The sequence below is a fragment of the Thomasclavelia ramosa DSM 1402 genome (assembly GCF_014131695.1).
GTDB lineage: Bacteria > Bacillota_I > Bacilli_A > Erysipelotrichales > Coprobacillaceae > Thomasclavelia > Thomasclavelia ramosa.
In genome coordinates, this window is sequence record NZ_CP036346.1 from 1,268,752 (window position 1) to 1,285,410 (window position 16,659).

Consider the following 16,659-nt stretch of genomic DNA (forward strand, 5'->3'; position numbering starts at 1 on the left):
AAAGATGAAATATTATTTAGCAATGGATGTTGGTGGAACGTCAATAAAATATGGTGTTGTCAATGATCAGGGAAAAATCATTAATACTGATAAAATCGTAACGCCCGATTCACTAGAAAAAATGTATCAGGCAATGGGTGAGATTTATCATAATTGTAATTATGAAGTAACGGGAATTGCATTAAGCATGCCAGGTGCCGTTAACAGTGAAGTTGGGAATATTGAAGGAGCAAGTGCTTTAGATTATATCCATGGGCCGAATATCAAAGAGGATCTACAAAAACGCTTCAACACAAAAGTTTCAATTGAAAACGACGCTAACTGTGCAGCATTAGCAGAAGTTTGGAAAGGATCTGGAAGTGATGTGGATGACTGTATGTTCATTGTTAGTGGCACTGGGATAGGTGGTGCTGTTGTTAAGGATCGAATGATTCATAAAGGAAAACATCTTCATGGCGGTGAATTTGGCTATATGGTGGCCTTAAATGATCTTGATAATGATTCCTATATTTCTTGGTCTACTGCAGGATCTACAGTTGCAACAGTAAAAGGGGTTGCTAAAGAATTGGGAGTTGATTATCAAACTTTAGATGGTAAAGTGATTTTTGATCAAGCACAAGATAACCCTATTTATCAAAAATATGTTGATCGGTACTATAGTGTCTTAGCAATGGGGATATATAATCTTCAATATGTCTATGATCCTGAAAAAATTATTATTGGTGGAGCAATTAGTGTACGACCTGATTTAATTGAACAGATTGAAAGTCGTTTAGAAAAAATATATGATAGTATTCCTGTTGCAAAAATTCATCCTAAAGTAGTTAAATGTCGTTTTGGAAATGAAGCAAATTTAATTGGAGCAGTTTATCACTTTATTCATAGCTAGTCATTAAGAATTCATATTATTGTATTAAAATATTATTAAATAAAACAAGGGGAGGTAAAAAAATGAAAAGAGAAGCACCAAAAATCAACACACAGCTAAGAAGCCATACAATTATGGTACCAGAGTGTATCCGCAATGCCAGTGGAATAGTTATTAATGGCAAAAGAATTAAATCATTATTATTCTCAACAGATGTTGCAGTAATATCCAATTGTAATGCTGATGCTGTAATCGCGGTTTATCCATTTACCCCAACCATGCAAATTACTAATTCAATTATCGATGTAGCACAACGTCCTGTTTTTGCGGGCGTTGGCGGTGGAACAACAGCAGGACCTCGAGTACGGGAGATTGCTTTGGATGCAGAATTACATGGTGCAACTGCAGTTGTTTTAAATGCACCTACAAAAACTGAATTTATTCAAGAATTATCTGATTATGTTGATATTCCAGTAGTATTATCAATCGTTTCTTTAGATGAAAATCTTGAGGAACGCATGTTACATTCTGGAGCGACAATTGTTAATGTTTCGGGTGGTAAGAATACTGTTGCAATCGTCAAAGCATTAAGAGAGATTTCTCAAGATTTTCCAATCATTGCTACCGGTGGACCTAATCTTGAAACAATTCAGGCAGTTATTGAAGCAGGTGCAAATGCCATTACATATACACCGCCTTCAAATGGTGAAATTTTTAAAGCGATGATGGAGGACTATCGACAGCGTTGCCAACATCAATGATTTGTTTTGGGTAGATTGATATCTACCTTTTTTGTTGTTCAAACTGGTATTTTATTGTACAATAGTTGCTGAGGTGTAAAAAATGAAACAATATCTAGATATGTGTAAATATGTATTAGAAAACGGAGAAAATCGCGAGGATCGAACAGGAACAGGAACACGTAGTGTTTTTGGATATCAAACTCGTTATGATTTGAGAGATGGTTTCCCGTTGATGACAACTAAAAAAATGTTTTTGCGGCCAATTGCTGAAGAATTATTGTGGTTTATTAAGGGTGATACAAATATCAAGTATTTAGTTGATCGCAATGTCAAAATATGGAATGAATGGCCATATGAAGATTTTAAGAAATCACCTGATTTTAATGGTGAAACAATTGAAGAGTTTGTAGAAAAAATTAAGACAGATGATGAATTTGCAAAAAAACATGGTGATTTAGGGCCGGTATATGGCGCTCAATGGCGTGATTTTAATTATGAAGGGGTTGATCAGTTAGCAAAATTAGTTGATAGTCTGACTAACAATCCTTTTTCAAGAAGACATATTATATGTGCATGGAATCCAGCACAAGTAGATAATATGGCGCTGCCGCCATGTCATGCATTTTTACAGTTTTATGTTAGTGCAGATAAAAAATATCTGTCTTGTCAACTATATCAACGTAGTGCGGATATTTTTTTAGGGGTACCGTTTAATATTGCTTCGTATGCTTTAATGACGGAAATGTTAGCGAGAACTTGTGGATATGAAGCAAAAGAATTTATCCATACGATTGGTGATGCTCATATTTATAAAGATCATTTTGAAGTAGTTAAACAACAAATTGCAAGAGAACCATTACCAAAATGTAAATTAGTATTAAATCCAGATGTGAAATCAATTTTTGATTATAAGATTGAAGATATTAAGATAGAAGATTACCAAAGTCATGGTAAATTAGTTGGAAAGGTAAGTGTATAATGATAAATATAATTGTTGCAACAGATGAGGATCTGTTAATTGGAAAGAAGGATTCACGAAATGGAATGCCTTGGAATGTTCCGGAAGATTTACAACATTTTAAGGCAACGACTTTAAATAAAACAATTTTGATGGGATTGACTACATATCAGGCAATCGGACGTCCTTTGCCTAATCGTAAAACTATTGTTGTTAGTTTTGAACCGTTTGAAGATGAACGAGTAGAAGTGAGAAGCTCATTAGAAGAAGTAATAGAAGAATACCGTAGTAGTGGTGAAGATTTATTTATTTCGGGTGGAGCTTCAATTTATAAACAGTGTTTACCAATTGCAGACCAGTTGTTAATCTCAAGGATTCCTGGAAAACATGAAGGTGAAACATATTTTCCTAATTTTGATGAATACGGTTACAAATTGGTTGCTCAAAAACCATTTGAGACATTTACATTAGAAACATATAAGCGAGGATAATTAAATGAAGAGAATTGCATTGATTGTTATTCGTGTTATTTGGCGGTTACCATATTGGTGGGGATATAAAGTCAATAAGTATAAACATATTGATAAATATTCTGCTGATGAACGCTATGGGTTTATACATCAAGTTGTAGCAATTGTAACACGCAAAGCAAGGGTAGAGCTAGAGTGTTATGGGGTAGAAAATTTACCCAAGAAATCTGGTTATTTTGTTGCCCCTAATCATCAAGGATTGTTTGACCCGCTAGCAATTTTTCAAACCCATAGTCGTCCAATTCGAGCAATCGTAAAAAAAGAATTGGTATCAGTCATTTTAGTAAAGGATGTTATTAAGATGCTGGAATTTATTTCGATGGATCGCAGTAATGTTCGAGAAAGTGCAAAAATCATTAAATATGTTGCTAATGAAGTAGCGGCGGGAAAAAACTTTTTTGTTTTTCCAGAAGGGACAAGAAGTAGAGACGGCAATAATATTTTAGAATTTAAAGGGGGAACTTTTAAAATTGCGACTAAAGCAAAAGCACCAATTGTGCCGGTAGCTTTGATTGATTGTTATAAAGTATTTGATAATAATACGATAAAAAAAACAACAGCTCAAATTCATTATTTAAAACCAATTTATTATGAAGAATATAAAGATCTTCATACTAACGATATTGCCAAATTAGTTCATGATCGGATTGAAAAATGTATTAAAGAAAATGACAAAGGATAGAAATATCCTTTGTTTTATGTTATAATCTATTTAGAAAATATTCTAAATAGATTGGAGTGATGATTGTGGGGTTTGCAGAAACATTTAAGGCACTTTCAGATCCGGTTCGTCGTGAAATATTGGTGTTACTTAAAGATGGTAAACTCTCAGCAGGAGAAATTGCAGGATGTTTTGAAATGACTCAAGCAACAGTATCTTATCATTTATCAAAATTAAAACAAGCAGATTTGATTTTTGAAAATAAATACAAAAATTATATTTATTATGAAATTAATACTTCTGTTTTTGAAGAAGTAATGTTATGGCTTAGCCAATTTGGAGGATTTAAAGATGAAACTTAAAACGGCATTAATTACATGCGGAGTATGTTTGCTGCCGATTCTATTTGGACTAATTATTTATGATTGCTTACCAGCACAAATGCCAATTCATTGGAATATAGCAGGTGAAATAGATAATTATGCTAGTAAAGAGATTTTTGTTTTTCTATTACCGATATTGATGAGTGGAATTCAACTATTGTGCTTGTTTATGATGCAAATGGATCCTAAATACAAGAATTATTCATCTAAGATGTTAAAAATTGTTGTTTGGATAATTCCAACGATAACAATTGTTTTAGAAGCAATAACATATGCAATCGTATTTGGATATGAAATCTCAATTAATATAGTTGTTCCAATATTTTTAGGAATATTATTTGTTATTTTAGGGAATTATTTACCTAAATGTCGTCAAAATTTTACTATGGGCTACCGATTACCATGGACTTTGAATGACGAGGATAATTGGAATAAAACAAATCGTTTAGCTGGGTATGTAATGGTCCTTGGGGGTATTTTAATTATTATTATGAGTTTCTTTGATCTGGCTTTTTGGGCAGTAATTTTGTTTGTTGGAGCGATTTTAATAATCCCTTCAGTGTATTCATTTTTACTCTATCGAAAAAAATAATAAAATAGATGATTCGATACATTTTTATTTAAAGAATTAAATAGAAATGTATCTTTTTAGATGCTTTGTTTTTTTATTTGAAGTACAATAAGAGTAGGAGATGATAATATGGGAAAATTGGAGGATTTACCAAATATTGGTAAGGTAGTAGCACAACAGCTGATACAAGTAGGAATTGATGATCCGATAAAACTGAAAGAAGTTGGAGCAAAAGAGGCATGGTTAAAAATACAGCAAATCGATGAATCTGCATGTATTCATCGCTTATATGCACTAGAGGGGGCAGTTGAGGGAATTAAAAAAACGCAATTAGATTATGAAACGAAAGCAGAATTAAAGCAATTTTATAATGAGCATAAGTTATGAAAATATTAGTTAATGGTATTGAGTTATTTTATGAAATATCGGGTCAGGGACGGCCGCTTATTTTAGTTCATGGTAACGGTGAGGATCATCATATTTTTGATGCATTAGTGGCCAAATTGAAAAATCACTATACTTGTTATTGTGTTGACAGTCGTGGGCATGGTTTAAGTTCTAGTGTAGCTGTATATAGTTATCAATCAATGGCTGAGGACATAATTGAGTTTATTAAAAGCTTAAAATTATCGGAGGTTGCCTATTATGGTTTTAGTGATGGGGGAATCGTCGGATTATTAGTAGCGAGCCAAAGTAAACTGATAAAATATTTAATGATTAGCGGTGCTAATGCTGACCCTGATGGCTTAAAAAATTGGGCTTATTATTTGATGAAAATACAGTATTATTTAAAAAAAGATGTAAAGATTAAAATGATGCTGGAACAACCACATATTAATGAATATCAATTGGCTAAGATAACTGCAAAGACGCTAATTTTGGTAGGAAGTGATGATATGATCAAAGAATCTCATACGTTATATCTCGCTCACAATATAAGTGGAAGTCAACTAATGATCTTGCCTAATGAAAATCATAGTAGTTATATTATTAATAGTGCAAAACTTGCGCCAATTATTTTGGCATTTTTAAAAGTCGCTTAATGAGGTGAATACAATTTTTTGGACGCTAAGTTAGTTATATTATTAATAAGGATTGATTCTTGTTAAGTAGACAAATGAAATAAATAAAAAGTGTGAGATGTTTTACTGATTTGGTGAAATGTCTTTTTTATATCAGTATATAATTATTGTGTAAAATTCTTAAATTATCGAAATACTCTTGAATATGTATATCTTCTTTTATAGGATACTGAGTTGGTTCCTTGACTGTATCTAAAGCTATAAAGCGTACTTCTGGTGGTGTTATATTTTTGAATCGTTCTTGTAACTTTTGTTATTGTAGAAATTTATATAGGAATTAATGGATTCTTTTAATCCTTCATAAACATGAAATTTCTTTAAATCATGCACATTGTGCTTTCCTAGCTTATACCCTTTTGATAATGAAATAAGTAATATTCCTTGTATTTGTTTAATATAGATACCAATTTTTTGCTCTGTTGTTGGCTTTGCTATAATAAAAACCCCAAAAGTTGGTTATATCCAGCTTTCGGGGTTTGCTTCACAATGTGACTTTTTTAAATAGGTATTTAATTCTTCAATATTTGGTAAGCCTTCGTTATCTCCAAGTGTTTGAACTTGAATCGCGCCAATTGCATTCGCACGAATCAACATATCTTTACTACATAATGCTTCCAAATGACCTGAAATAATTCCTGCTGCAAAGCCATCTCCAGCACCAACTGTATCAATCACTTTTTTTACATTAAATCCAGGAACTGTTAAAGTTTCATTTTTACTGCTGTAATAAGCACCTTGGGAACCAAGCTTTATTACGAGTTCATCACAGCCTAGCTGGTGATAATATACAGCGATTTTTTCAGGATCATCACTGCCCATGAGAATTTTTCCTTCGTTATTGCCTGGTAAGAACATATTACAATATTTGGCCATTTCATTAGTGGTATCGATCATTGTTGTTTGATTAGGCCAAAGAGATGGTCTTAAGTTCGGATCAAATGAAATATAAAGACCGGCTTCACGAGCTTTTTTTACAAGCCTTAAACTAGTTTCTCGAGTTTTAGAAGACAGTGCTAGGGGGATACCTGTAATATGTAATTGGTCAAAGTCATTTAAATTGATTTGATCAATTAGATTAGTGTCAATATTCGAAAAAGCAGAACCTTGACGATAATAGTAAATATCAGGATCACCCTCAATAACTTGATTTTTCATCATCATTCCAGTTGGAAAAAGACTATTATAGTAAACTAATCTTGTATCAATTCCTTCTTGATAAAGCTTTTTTTTAATGTAATGACCCCATGGATCATCACCTAAAACAGTTAAATACGTAGCTTGATGCCCTAGTCTTGTTAATCCGATAGCAACATTAACCTCGGCTCCAGCTAGTGTCTTTTTAAACATCTCGGCTTCATCTAATGAATCATACGATGTTGTTGTAAGCAGAGCCATTGGCTCTCCAAATAGTAATATTTTTTTCATTTTATCCCTCCAGACATAAATGACATTTACAACCGCTTATTAGTTCATTAAAATAGATAAATTCGATTTTATTTTTATGGTTGTAACGAGCAGTTTGCATATCAAAAGTATAACCTTGTTTTTCTAGAAAGAATATTGCCCGTTCAATACTCTTGGTTGACAAACATAGGTGGTGGAGGGAACCACTAGGCGTATCAAACATAAATTCTATTTCATCTACCATTCTTGAAATAGAAAGATTTTTTTGATGAGGACTATTGATTAGAGCCGCTAATTGAGCACCTCGATCACCAGCTCCGATTCCAACATGATGAAATTTAATATCTAGCATGGTTTTAACTGCTTGTTTAGTAATAGCAGTAATTTCATCCCATTTATGTTCTTTAATTAATTCATCGCTGACCATCCAAGTCCCGCCACAAGCAATAATTTTATCAAATGCTAAATATTCAGTTAAATTACTAGTGTTTATTCCGCCGGTTGGCATGAATTTTAAGTTGCAATATGGCGCTGACATTGCCTTGATTGCGGGAAGCCCACCATTTGCTTGAGCTGGAAAGAATTTTACTACATCTAGGCCTAATTCAATCGCCTGCTCCATATCACTTGGGTTGGCACAACCAGGTAAAATAGGAATATCTTTATCAAGACAATATTGAACGGTCTTGGGATTAAGACCGGGTGAAACAATAAATTCACTACCAGCTTCAATTGCTGAATTTACTTGTGCTGGATTTAAAACTGTACCAGCACCAATAATCATTTGTGGACAAGCTTTCTTCATAGCTATAATTGCTTCTTTGGCACATGCAGTTCGGAAAGTTACCTCAGCAACTGGTAGACCGCCTTCGCATAAAGCTTTGGCAAGATATGGAGCATCTTCTAAACACTCTATTTTAATTACTGGAACTATACCATATAATGATATATCGTTGATTATTTTATTCATGTTATTATCCTTTCATTTTTCCGCCATTCATTGGTGAAGTAGCAAGTTTTGTGTAGATTGATAAAATTCCATTTTTATATTTTGGTTCTTTTGGCTTCCATTTAGCATGGCGCTCCTTTAATATTTTTGTAATTTCTTGTGAGGTACGTTGTTTTCCTTCAATTCCAATAATTTCTAATCGACGTTGAGGAACATCAATTTTGATCAAGTCATTTTCCTCGATTAAAGCAATTGGTCCTCCCTCACTAGCTTCTGGTGAGACATGACCAATAACTGGTCCTTTGCTAGCTCCAGAAAAACGTCCATCAGTAATTAGTGCAATACTCTTGGCTAGTTCCTGATCAGAACTAATGGCTTCACCAGTATAGAACATTTCAGGCATTCCACTACCTTTAGGTCCTTCGTAACGAATAAATACTGCATCACCGGGTTTGATTTGTTTTTTGATGATCGCGTCAATGGCTGCCTCTTCGCTATCAAATGGGCGGGCCCTAAGAACAGCTTGCATCATTTCTTGAGGACATGCTGAATGTTTGATTACTGCTCCATCTGGTGCTAAATTCCCTTTTAAAATGGCAATTGTTCCATCTTTTCCAATGGGATCATCATATGGTCTAATAATATCAGTGCTTTTTAGATTGATCTTATCCAAAAATGTTTGGCAATTTTCATAGTAACCATTATTTTTTAATTCTTCCAAATTTTCACCTAAAGTTTTACCAGTAACTGTCATTACATCTAAATTAAGATTCTCTTTAATTGCTTCCATGACCGCTGGAACACCACCCGCATAGTAAAAATATTCAGCCGGGTATTTTCCTGCAGGACGAATATCAAGAAGATAATGTGCATTTTGATGCATCTGATCAAATAAATCAGCATTTAGATCAATTCCAAACTCACTTGCAATAGCTGGTAAGTGTAACAGTGAATTAGTACTTCCAGAAATTGCTGCATGAACCATAATTGCATTTTCAAATGATTTCATGGTGACAATATCGCGAGCTGTTAAATCCATTTTGGCTAATTTAATTATTTGTTTTCCTGCTTTATAGGCCTGCTCTTTTAAATCTTTACAAGTAGCTGGCATTAATGCTGTACCAGGTAACATCAATCCTAATGCTTCGGTCATAATCTGCATTGTTGAAGCAGTCCCCATGAAACTACAAGCTCCACAGCTTGGACAGGCATGATGCTGATAATACTCAAATTGCTCTTTGGAGATTTCACCACGTAAATACATGGCACTATATTTTCCGATTTGTTCTAAGGTTAGCATATCTGGACCAGCTTCCATTACACCTCCAGTTACAAAGATACAAGGATTGTTAATTCTTCCGGCTCCCATTAAGTGAGCGGGCATACCTTTATCACAACTTGCAACAAAAACACTGCCATCAAAGGGAGTTGCATTATTGTGAATTTCAATCATACCAGCAATCATATCTCTAGATGCTAGAGAATAATTGATACCGTCATGCCCTTGTGCCTCACCATCACAAATATCGGTAGTGAAAAATTTTGAGGCTTTAGCACCATGATCATTGATCCCTTTTTCAACCTCATAGACTAGATCTAAAAGACCAACACTTCCGGGGTGGGAGTCACCGTAAGTACTTTCAATCATAATTTGAGGTTTGCTTAGATCGGCAACACTCCATCCAGTACCAATCCTTAGTGGATCAATTTCAGGTGCAATTTTACGTAATTCTTGTGATTTCATTTTATCCTCCTATGACGTATGACGTCTTAAATATAATTTAATTCTAAAAGGCTTGATGATGTTTGTCAATAGCGTTAATTAAAATTGACAAAAATAATAAAATGTGTAAGAATTTATAGGCGAGGCGAGAAAATGAAAAAATTAGGAAGTAAAAAAACGCTGCCAGAGTTGGCAGTAGAGCAAATTATTGGCTATATAAACGAAAATGGTCTTCAACCAGGTGATCAATTACCTAATGAAGTTGACTTAATGAATAAACTTAAAGTTGGACGTGGAACGATCCGTGAAGCGATTAAAAGTCTAAATTCAAAAGGAGTCGTAATAATTAAACGTGGGATTGGAACTTTTGTGGCTGATCAGCCAGGAATCAGTGATGATCCACTGGGGTTTACTTTTGAAACTGATAAAACTAAAGTTTTAATGGATGCTTTGGAGGTCCGATTGTTGATAGAACCGCAAATGATTATTAAAACAATTGATAATATTAGTGCAAAACAACTTAAGGAATTATCAGACTTAGCTGATGAAATTGAAAGCTTAATTAACAAAAATAAAGATTATACTGTACAAGATATTGAATTTCATACTTTATTAGCTCGGGTTAGCGGTAATCGGGTTATTGGAAAATTAATTCCAATTATTGCTGGAGCGATTGAACAAGCTATCGATGTAACTGATAAATCCCTTGTCCAAGAAACAATTATTACACATCGTTTGATTGTTGAAGCTGTTGCTAATAAAGATAAAGAAGGAGCTAGTAAAGCGATGGCTAGACATATCCAAGATAATATTGATATATTAAAGACAATTTAAAAAAAGCTTAGTAAAGATGAGATATCGCCTAAAGTTAGATTCGATAACTAACGATCGGAGATTGATTGAATAAACTAAGCATTTTTATTTATAAGGAAATTACTTACAAATAGATAACTAATCAATGCTGCAAGGAATTTGAATGGGGCATAATAAAGAATAGGGATAACCAAGGGGAAAATATTTAGTAGTACATCGATAATTTACTAATTTATGATAGAAAAAATAACCTAAAGTAATAAAGAAAGAGGCACAGCCAGGCGGCATAAACCGTTGTTAATAAGGATATATAGATTAAAATTAAGTGGTTTGAATAATTTGCTATGAATAACAATTACTTTAATTGCTATGGGTCGGCGGATTAAATTAATACTTTTATTTTCTATGGAACTGATTCTCCTTTTATCTATTGTAGGCACAAAAAAGAAAGCAATTACTATTTGCTTTCTATAAGACGATTAATTCTTTTCTGTTTTTCACTGGTTAAAAGGGCCTCAGGATCATTAAGGTATTGGATTAAAAGGTCAGCATTTTTTATTAATTCGCTATATTTATCATCAATTCTTTCTTTATTTGAATGATTTTTTATTGCTGTTACAATAGTATCTATTTCATTTGCTGAAAAGAGTTCATCTTTTTTTAATAGTTCTGAGGCAATTAAACTACTACGATTAGCGTGATCAAAGCTAGAATTCAATTTATATGTAGCAAGATCATGTAAAATGCCGATTGTTGCAGCAATTTCTATATTTAGGTTATTTTGGATTGCTAGATATTTCATCATTGCAGCAACGCTAAATAGGTGTTCTAAACCATGTTTACGCTTATTACCAAAGCAATTAGTGTTTAAAATTTGATAAACTTCGTCCTTGATTATCTCATATCTTCTCATCGTCTTAACCCCTTTGGAAAAAGATTTTTTACTTGATTGTTACTTTCTTTGTAAAATGCTAATGGATAACCATCGACAAGAATCAAACCATAACCTTTTTGGTTATTACCGATTAGAGTTTCTCCGTGAAGATATTTGGAAATATTTAAATCATCAGCTTTAAAGTTATAATAGCGTTTAACATCTTCTTTTTTTAAAGAAAGAGCCAGAGAATGACTTGGTTCAAAACGCCCTTTTTTACATTCTCCTAAATATAAACCATTACGTAAGACTTTTGTCCCCTTTAGATCTGGGAATTGCGGTAAAATTGCATAAATATGGTTATTAGAATTATATAAATATTGGGGGACTGGAAGGTTTAAGTTATTGTGATAAAATTTAGTAACAAGATTTAATTGATCTTTAGTAACATTCGGTTTTAAGAAATTTATTTTTTTTGTTGAACCATTAGTATGTTTTTTCAAAAGAGCAATAAATTGCCCCTCACCTTTATTAAGATGAGGATACATTCGGACAACTTTATCATTCTGATAACCAGAAGCCATTCCTGGCTGTTTTTTTATTTCTAATAACTCCATTTGTAAATCATTGGTCATATATTTAACTTGATCTTCATTTTCTTCAAGCGAATAGGTACAAGTGGAGTAAATTAGAATACCTTCATCTTTAAGCATTTGATAAGCGCTGTTAATTAAATTTCTTTGAATATAAGCACACTCATTTACTTTTTCAATTGACCAGGTCTCTACTGCTTGATCAAGTTTACGAAACATTCCTTCGCCTGAGCAAGGAGCATCAAGGATGATCTTATCAAAAAAATTATTAAAATACTTTTCTAGTTTAACTGGGTCGCTATTAGTTACAATTGTATTTTGAAGACCAAAACGTTCAACATTTTCAGATAAAATACCAGCTCTAAGTTTATTGATGTCATTAGCAATCATTAAACCAGCACTACTTAACTTACTAGCTGTAAAGCATGTCTTTCCACCAGGCGCGGCACACATATCTAATACATAATCGTCATGATCAAAGTCAAGGCAGTTAGCTACTGCCATAGCACTTGGTTCTTGAATGTAATATAAACCACAGTTAAAATAAGGATGTTTTCCTAACTGATAATTTTCATAATCATAAAAATAAGCATCATTGATGTAGGGATGTTTGGTTAAAAATGCTGAATTTAAATGTTCAATACTTCCATGCTTTAGGGGATTTAAATAAAAACTTTTAATAGGTTTTTGATTTAATGCGGATTCAAATGCAGGATAGTCATTCTGTAAAAGCTTTTGCATTCGTTGTTCAAATAGTTTGTTCATAGTTCACCTCTTTTTTATTATACAAGAATTATAAATAAAAAGACAAGCATCGCTTGTCTTTAATTATTTTTCATTAATAATATGACTTAATTCAGCCAGTCGATTTGCTAAACGGCTTAATTCTTGAATTGGGGCTTCAAGATATAAATCAACATCAATTTTCTTTATTGCTTCTTCGTGTTTAGCGTTTTCTTGTAAACCGACTAATGTTTCTGTTGTAGCGTCTAATGAAGTAGTAATTTCATTTAATTCGCTAATAATGTTTTCATATTCCATAATATTACTTCCTTTGTCCATAATTTTGTTCATCCCTATATTTTATACTAAAAATACGTTATTTTTATTCATTCGTCAATAGATATTCTAAAATTACTAAAACAAGTGAAGAATAAGTTTGATTAAAATTTTTTTCTATGACGTAAAAAGTGTTGATATAGAGACAGTTTTTTTACTTGAATTTAATAAAAATATTTTTTTGTTAAATTCATTTAAATTTAGTATTGCTTTTATTAAAAGAATTCTTTATAATTAATTCTGTTAGTTGCCGTTGTAGGCACATGGTTATATGTGAAATGACAATTTTGCCAGAATGTCATATTTATATATAGCATAAATTTATTTTGCCCGAGTGATGAAATTGGTAGACATGAACGACTCAAAATCGTTTGGTTTATACCATGTCGGTTCGAGTCCGACCTCGGGTACCATTGAAATAATAGCCGATACTGCTGTATTGGCTTTTTTTTATAAATATGTATATAAGTGCACTATGTTTTATACAATAACACTAGTCATCTAATTAATTGGCCAATTGAATTGGATAACTTCTACATCTTTATTATTACATCATATGACAGTGATTTTTGTCGTTTTTTGGTTTAATAGGTTATTTTTTAAAGTTGTTTGGAAATGTGATTTAAATATGATACTATTAGGCTGACAGTGAAAGAGGGATAAATAATTATGAAAGTATTAAATGTTGGATCGTTAAATATTGACCATACATATCAGTTAGAACGAATTGTTGCCCCAGGAGAGACAATTACATCTAAACAAATGAGCGTATATGCTGGTGGAAAAGGTTTGAATCAGTCAATTGCTATAGCTCGAGCAGGGATAGAGGTATATCATGCTGGTAAAATCGGGATTGATGGACAGTTTTTGATTGAACTTTGCAATGATAGTGGAGTGAATTCTACTTTTATTGAAACTGGCGTGATACCTACCGGTAATGCTATTATTCAAGTAACTTCGCAAGGACAAAATAGTATTATTTTGTATCCTGGAGCTAATCGAAGTTTAGATAAAGCTTGGATTGACAAAGTTCTGACTGAATTTAGTAAAGGGGATATATTATTACTGCAAAATGAAGTCAATTTAATCGATTATTTAATTATTGAAGGTAAAAAGAAAGGGATGAATATTTTTTTAAATCCTTCACCATACGATGAGTATATTGATAAATGTGATTTATCATTAGTCAATACTTTTTTAATGAATGAAGTTGAAGGTGCCCAAATTACTGGATGTTATGACCCCGAGTGTATTTTAACAAGAATGAAAAATCTTTATCCACAGGCTAAAGTTGTTTTAACTCTGGGACAAGATGGAGTATATTTTCAAGATAAGGAGCAGCGCGTGTATCAACCCGCACGAACGGTCAAAGCGGTAGATACAACTGGAGCTGGAGATACTTTTACAGGATATTATATAGCTGCTGTAATTGAAGGTAAAAGTGCAATTGAAGCATTGACTTTTGCTACTAATGCCGCTGCGTTAGCAGTCATGAAAGCTGGCGCTGCAAATGCAATTCCAAAACGTCACGATGTTGAAAAATACTAGGATGATTTGATGGATAGGTAATGAAGAAAGTAGTGAAATAAGATGAATAATAGTAGAACCAGAGAAGAATTATTTTTATTTAGGGATTTGGCAAAAACAAATATGACTGAATTCGAACAATTGATTTCTATTTCAATTGGAGCAGTTGGAAAAATTGTTTATGATCCACAGTTTACAGTAATATATTGTAGTGAGGGAATTTCTAAATTGATTGGAGTTGATTTTATTGGCAGTGGTGAAAGATATTTTTCGAGCAGTCAGTTTATTCATGACGATGATCGTGAATATGTATATCAAGAAATCGGCAAGTATGTTAATTCTAAAGAGCCATTTAGTTTGAAATATCGTTTAAAATGTTCAAAGGGTAAAGAAGCTTGGGTGCAAGCTAAAGGAATTTTTTTAGATGAATTATATGAGGATAAAGACCCTATAATGTATATGGTTTATACTGATATTACGCCATTAGTAGAAGCTAATGAGCGCCTAGAACAAGAAATTCAACGGTATCAGATTTTTACTGAGTTTGTTCAAGAATGCTTTTTTGATTATGAAATTGGATATGATAGTTTGATGTTTTATGGAAGTGATGTTAATGATAAAAATGATCAAGAAAACTGGTATAATATTTGGAGAATAAACAAACGATTAATTTTAGAACATTTTTACCAAAATAATCATCATCTTGATAATGATCTAGAAGTTGATTTAATCGATAAAAGTAAATGCTGGTGTCATTTTCGTGCGAAAGGAATTTATAATACTTATCACGATTTAGTTAGAATCGTTGGAACAATGAAAAATATCCAGTCGGAAAAAGAGCGGGAATCAAGACGCAAAGAGTATGAAGAAAAATTAAAAAATAAGGCACATTATGATCATATGACAGGTTTGCTAAATCGTTTTGCATGTGAAACAATTGTTAATCAAGTGTTAGATGAAGGATTGGAAAATGTAACAGGAGTAGTAATTGATGTTGATAACTTTAAAGAAATAAATGATCTACATGGTCATTATATTGGTGATCAAGTTTTGATTAAAATAGGTGAATTATTTCAAAAATATTGTCGCAGTGATGATATTGCTGCGCGTCTTGGGGGTGATGAATTTTTCTTGATGTTTCTTGGGCTTATGCAGCAAGATACGATTCGAGCAAGATTACAAACAATGCATCAAGAGATTCATAATATTGCTCGAGAGCTAAAACTAAAAGTACCAGTATCTGTTAGTATGGGAGTTACTAAAATATATTCAACGGATAAAACCTTTGATGATATTTATGTCCGAGCTGACGAAACAATGTATCAAGCAAAATTATCAGGCAAAAATACATTGATTTGTTTTAATGAGGAATAATAAAACCTTAACAGATAAATAAAATTATCGTTAAGGTTTTTTTCGAAACATCTTTTGTTGCTTGGCTAGATCAGACTGGCTAACTAATTTCTTTATTTCTTGAACAAATTCTTGCTGCTGAATCGGTGTGAGACGATGATAAATATTGATTAATTCATAATTATGAATATATATTTGAGATTTTTCAGCTTCATAACATTCGTCACCGATTGCGCTTAAATAGCCAGATTGACTTAATAGATCAACTAAACTCATTTCAAAAGCGTGAGCTATTTTAACAAGTGATGGTAAAGAAATATTATAAGAAACGCCACGATTTCCTAATTCGATATTACTAATGGAGGATGCTGATAAACCGGTTATTTTTTCTAATTTGGATTGCGACCAGCCTTTTGAAAGGCGAGTACTTTTTATATATTTACCAATTAATGCTATATCAATATTTTCCATAATACGCCTCCTTTTAACAAGATTATAACGTACTTAAACTATTGTGACCGCCAGAATTATGTAGACTTATATGGACTATAAAATAGAAATAAAAAAA

At 32.6% G+C, this 16,659-nt stretch carries 19 protein-coding genes and 1 tRNA gene; 13 read left to right on the forward strand and 7 right to left on the reverse strand.

Features of this window, described 5'->3' with window-relative positions:
• Positions 1 to 4: 4 nt before the first annotated feature.
• The 9 genes from EYR00_RS06035 (at position 5) to EYR00_RS06075 (ending at position 5,757) form a co-directional block, all read left to right on the forward strand.
• Positions 5 to 889 (forward strand): ROK family protein, encoded by an 885-nt coding sequence (locus EYR00_RS06035; protein ID WP_003537937.1) that lies wholly within the window; start codon positions 5 to 7, stop codon positions 887 to 889.
• 62 nt (positions 890 to 951) lie between these two features.
• Entirely contained in the window at positions 952 to 1,629 is a 678-nt protein-coding gene (locus EYR00_RS06040; RefSeq protein WP_003537938.1) for a beta/alpha barrel domain-containing protein, read from the forward strand.
• 82 nt (positions 1,630 to 1,711) lie between these two features.
• A complete protein-coding gene (locus tag EYR00_RS06045; RefSeq protein ID WP_003537939.1) occupies positions 1,712 to 2,590 on the forward strand; it encodes a thymidylate synthase in 879 nt (292 codons plus the stop codon).
• A complete protein-coding gene (locus EYR00_RS06050; protein ID WP_003537940.1) occupies positions 2,590 to 3,060 on the forward strand; it encodes a dihydrofolate reductase in 471 nt (156 codons plus the stop codon). Before EYR00_RS06045 ends, EYR00_RS06050 begins: the two co-directional genes overlap by 1 nt.
• A 4-nt stretch (positions 3,061 to 3,064) precedes the next feature.
• A complete protein-coding gene (locus EYR00_RS06055; protein WP_003537941.1) occupies positions 3,065 to 3,781 on the forward strand; it encodes a lysophospholipid acyltransferase family protein in 717 nt (238 codons plus the stop codon).
• 59 nt (positions 3,782 to 3,840) lie between these two features.
• Positions 3,841 to 4,122: an autorepressor SdpR family transcription factor gene (locus EYR00_RS06060; protein WP_003537942.1), complete on the forward strand. Its 282-nt coding sequence runs from the start codon at positions 3,841 to 3,843 to the stop codon at positions 4,120 to 4,122.
• Positions 4,112 to 4,735: an SdpI family protein gene (locus EYR00_RS06065; protein WP_003537943.1), complete on the forward strand. Its 624-nt coding sequence runs from the start codon at positions 4,112 to 4,114 to the stop codon at positions 4,733 to 4,735. Before EYR00_RS06060 ends, EYR00_RS06065 begins: the two co-directional genes overlap by 11 nt.
• Positions 4,736 to 4,843: 108 nt before the next feature.
• Complete coding sequence (locus tag EYR00_RS06070) at positions 4,844 to 5,101, forward strand: TfoX/Sxy family protein (protein ID WP_003537944.1); 258 nt, start codon at positions 4,844 to 4,846, stop codon at positions 5,099 to 5,101.
• Positions 5,098 to 5,757, forward strand: a complete 660-nt coding sequence (locus EYR00_RS06075) for an alpha/beta fold hydrolase (protein WP_003537945.1) — start codon at positions 5,098 to 5,100, stop codon at positions 5,755 to 5,757. The genes EYR00_RS06070 and EYR00_RS06075 overlap by 4 nt, the downstream gene beginning before the upstream one ends.
• Positions 5,758 to 6,252: 495 nt before the next feature.
• Here EYR00_RS06075 and EYR00_RS06080 read toward each other — a convergent pair whose 3' ends face one another.
• From EYR00_RS06080 to ilvD, 3 genes are read right to left on the reverse strand one after another with little or no spacing between them, the layout of a single operon-like run.
• Positions 6,253 to 7,221, reverse strand: coding sequence for a sugar kinase (locus tag EYR00_RS06080; RefSeq protein ID WP_003537947.1), 969 nt, complete (start codon positions 7,219 to 7,221; stop codon positions 6,253 to 6,255).
• 1 nt (position 7,222) lies between these two features.
• Complete coding sequence (gene eda, locus EYR00_RS06085) at positions 7,223 to 8,170, reverse strand: bifunctional 4-hydroxy-2-oxoglutarate aldolase/2-dehydro-3-deoxy-phosphogluconate aldolase (protein WP_003537949.1); 948 nt, start codon at positions 8,168 to 8,170, stop codon at positions 7,223 to 7,225.
• 4 nt (positions 8,171 to 8,174) lie between these two features.
• The gene (gene ilvD, locus EYR00_RS06090) at positions 8,175 to 9,893 is read right to left on the reverse strand and encodes a dihydroxy-acid dehydratase (protein WP_003537950.1); all 1,719 of its coding nucleotides are present in this window, start codon (positions 9,891 to 9,893) and stop codon (positions 8,175 to 8,177) included.
• 132 nt (positions 9,894 to 10,025) lie between these two features.
• Between ilvD and EYR00_RS06095 the strand changes: the two genes are divergently transcribed.
• Positions 10,026 to 10,706, forward strand: a complete 681-nt coding sequence (locus EYR00_RS06095) for a FadR/GntR family transcriptional regulator (RefSeq protein WP_003537951.1) — start codon at positions 10,026 to 10,028, stop codon at positions 10,704 to 10,706.
• Between the two features lie 436 nt (positions 10,707 to 11,142).
• On the opposite strand, the gene EYR00_RS06100 is transcribed toward EYR00_RS06095, so the two are convergent.
• The 3 genes from EYR00_RS06100 to EYR00_RS06110 form a co-directional block, all read right to left on the reverse strand.
• Positions 11,143 to 11,598: an HD domain-containing protein gene (locus EYR00_RS06100; protein WP_003537952.1), complete on the reverse strand. Its 456-nt coding sequence runs from the start codon at positions 11,596 to 11,598 to the stop codon at positions 11,143 to 11,145.
• Positions 11,595 to 12,917 (reverse strand): RsmF rRNA methyltransferase first C-terminal domain-containing protein, encoded by a 1,323-nt coding sequence (locus EYR00_RS06105; RefSeq protein WP_003537953.1) that lies wholly within the window; start codon positions 12,915 to 12,917, stop codon positions 11,595 to 11,597. Before EYR00_RS06105 ends, EYR00_RS06100 begins: the two co-directional genes overlap by 4 nt.
• Positions 12,918 to 12,980: 63 nt before the next feature.
• Positions 12,981 to 13,214 carry a hypothetical protein gene (locus tag EYR00_RS06110; protein WP_008793004.1) on the reverse strand — a complete coding sequence of 78 codons (234 nt, stop codon included), beginning with the start codon at positions 13,212 to 13,214 and terminating at the stop codon, positions 12,981 to 12,983.
• Positions 13,215 to 13,539: 325 nt separating this feature from the next.
• On the opposite strand from EYR00_RS06110, the gene EYR00_RS06115 reads away from it, so the two are divergent.
• The 3 genes from EYR00_RS06115 (at position 13,540) to EYR00_RS06125 (ending at position 16,112) form a co-directional block, all read left to right on the forward strand.
• Positions 13,540 to 13,624 (forward strand) — tRNA-Leu (locus EYR00_RS06115).
• A 256-nt stretch (positions 13,625 to 13,880) separates the two neighbouring features.
• Positions 13,881 to 14,759, forward strand: coding sequence for a ribokinase (locus EYR00_RS06120; RefSeq protein WP_003537956.1), 879 nt, complete (start codon positions 13,881 to 13,883; stop codon positions 14,757 to 14,759).
• Between the two features lie 42 nt (positions 14,760 to 14,801).
• Positions 14,802 to 16,112: a bifunctional diguanylate cyclase/phosphodiesterase gene (locus tag EYR00_RS06125; RefSeq protein ID WP_003537958.1), complete on the forward strand. Its 1,311-nt coding sequence runs from the start codon at positions 14,802 to 14,804 to the stop codon at positions 16,110 to 16,112.
• A gap of 30 nt (positions 16,113 to 16,142) precedes the next feature.
• Here EYR00_RS06125 and EYR00_RS06130 read toward each other — a convergent pair whose 3' ends face one another.
• Positions 16,143 to 16,562: a helix-turn-helix domain-containing protein gene (locus EYR00_RS06130; protein ID WP_003537960.1), complete on the reverse strand. Its 420-nt coding sequence runs from the start codon at positions 16,560 to 16,562 to the stop codon at positions 16,143 to 16,145.
• Positions 16,563 to 16,659: the final 97 nt, after the last annotated feature.

What these genes read in the sequence shown, in the direction of transcription:
- EYR00_RS06075 (WP_003537945.1), top strand. Translation starts at nt 5,098, where the DNA reads ATGAAAATATTAGTTAATGGTATTGAGTTATTTTATGAAATATCGGGT.
- EYR00_RS06055 (WP_003537941.1), top strand. Translation starts at nt 3,065, where the DNA reads ATGAAGAGAATTGCATTGATTGTTATTCGTGTTATTTGGCGGTTACCA.
- EYR00_RS06095 (WP_003537951.1), top strand. Translation starts at nt 10,026, where the DNA reads ATGAAAAAATTAGGAAGTAAAAAAACGCTGCCAGAGTTGGCAGTAGAG.
- EYR00_RS06120 (WP_003537956.1), top strand. Translation starts at nt 13,881, where the DNA reads ATGAAAGTATTAAATGTTGGATCGTTAAATATTGACCATACATATCAG.
- EYR00_RS06045 (WP_003537939.1), top strand. Translation starts at nt 1,712, where the DNA reads ATGAAACAATATCTAGATATGTGTAAATATGTATTAGAAAACGGAGAA.
- EYR00_RS06080 (WP_003537947.1), bottom strand. Translation starts at nt 7,221, where the DNA reads ATGAAAAAAATATTACTATTTGGAGAGCCAATGGCTCTGCTTACAACA.
- EYR00_RS06060 (WP_003537942.1), top strand. Translation starts at nt 3,841, where the DNA reads ATGATTGTGGGGTTTGCAGAAACATTTAAGGCACTTTCAGATCCGGTT.
- EYR00_RS06105 (WP_003537953.1), bottom strand. Translation starts at nt 12,917, where the DNA reads ATGAACAAACTATTTGAACAACGAATGCAAAAGCTTTTACAGAATGAC.
- EYR00_RS06125 (WP_003537958.1), top strand. Translation starts at nt 14,802, where the DNA reads ATGAATAATAGTAGAACCAGAGAAGAATTATTTTTATTTAGGGATTTG.
- EYR00_RS06065 (WP_003537943.1), top strand. Translation starts at nt 4,112, where the DNA reads ATGAAACTTAAAACGGCATTAATTACATGCGGAGTATGTTTGCTGCCG.
- EYR00_RS06035 (WP_003537937.1), top strand. Translation starts at nt 5, where the DNA reads ATGAAATATTATTTAGCAATGGATGTTGGTGGAACGTCAATAAAATAT.
- eda (WP_003537949.1), bottom strand. Translation starts at nt 8,170, where the DNA reads ATGAATAAAATAATCAACGATATATCATTATATGGTATAGTTCCAGTA.
- EYR00_RS06050 (WP_003537940.1), top strand. Translation starts at nt 2,590, where the DNA reads ATGATAAATATAATTGTTGCAACAGATGAGGATCTGTTAATTGGAAAG.
- ilvD (WP_003537950.1), bottom strand. Translation starts at nt 9,893, where the DNA reads ATGAAATCACAAGAATTACGTAAAATTGCACCTGAAATTGATCCACTA.
- EYR00_RS06130 (WP_003537960.1), bottom strand. Translation starts at nt 16,562, where the DNA reads ATGGAAAATATTGATATAGCATTAATTGGTAAATATATAAAAAGTACT.
- EYR00_RS06110 (WP_008793004.1), bottom strand. Translation starts at nt 13,214, where the DNA reads ATGGACAAAGGAAGTAATATTATGGAATATGAAAACATTATTAGCGAA.
- EYR00_RS06100 (WP_003537952.1), bottom strand. Translation starts at nt 11,598, where the DNA reads ATGAGAAGATATGAGATAATCAAGGACGAAGTTTATCAAATTTTAAAC.
- EYR00_RS06040 (WP_003537938.1), top strand. Translation starts at nt 952, where the DNA reads ATGAAAAGAGAAGCACCAAAAATCAACACACAGCTAAGAAGCCATACA.
- EYR00_RS06070 (WP_003537944.1), top strand. Translation starts at nt 4,844, where the DNA reads ATGGGAAAATTGGAGGATTTACCAAATATTGGTAAGGTAGTAGCACAA.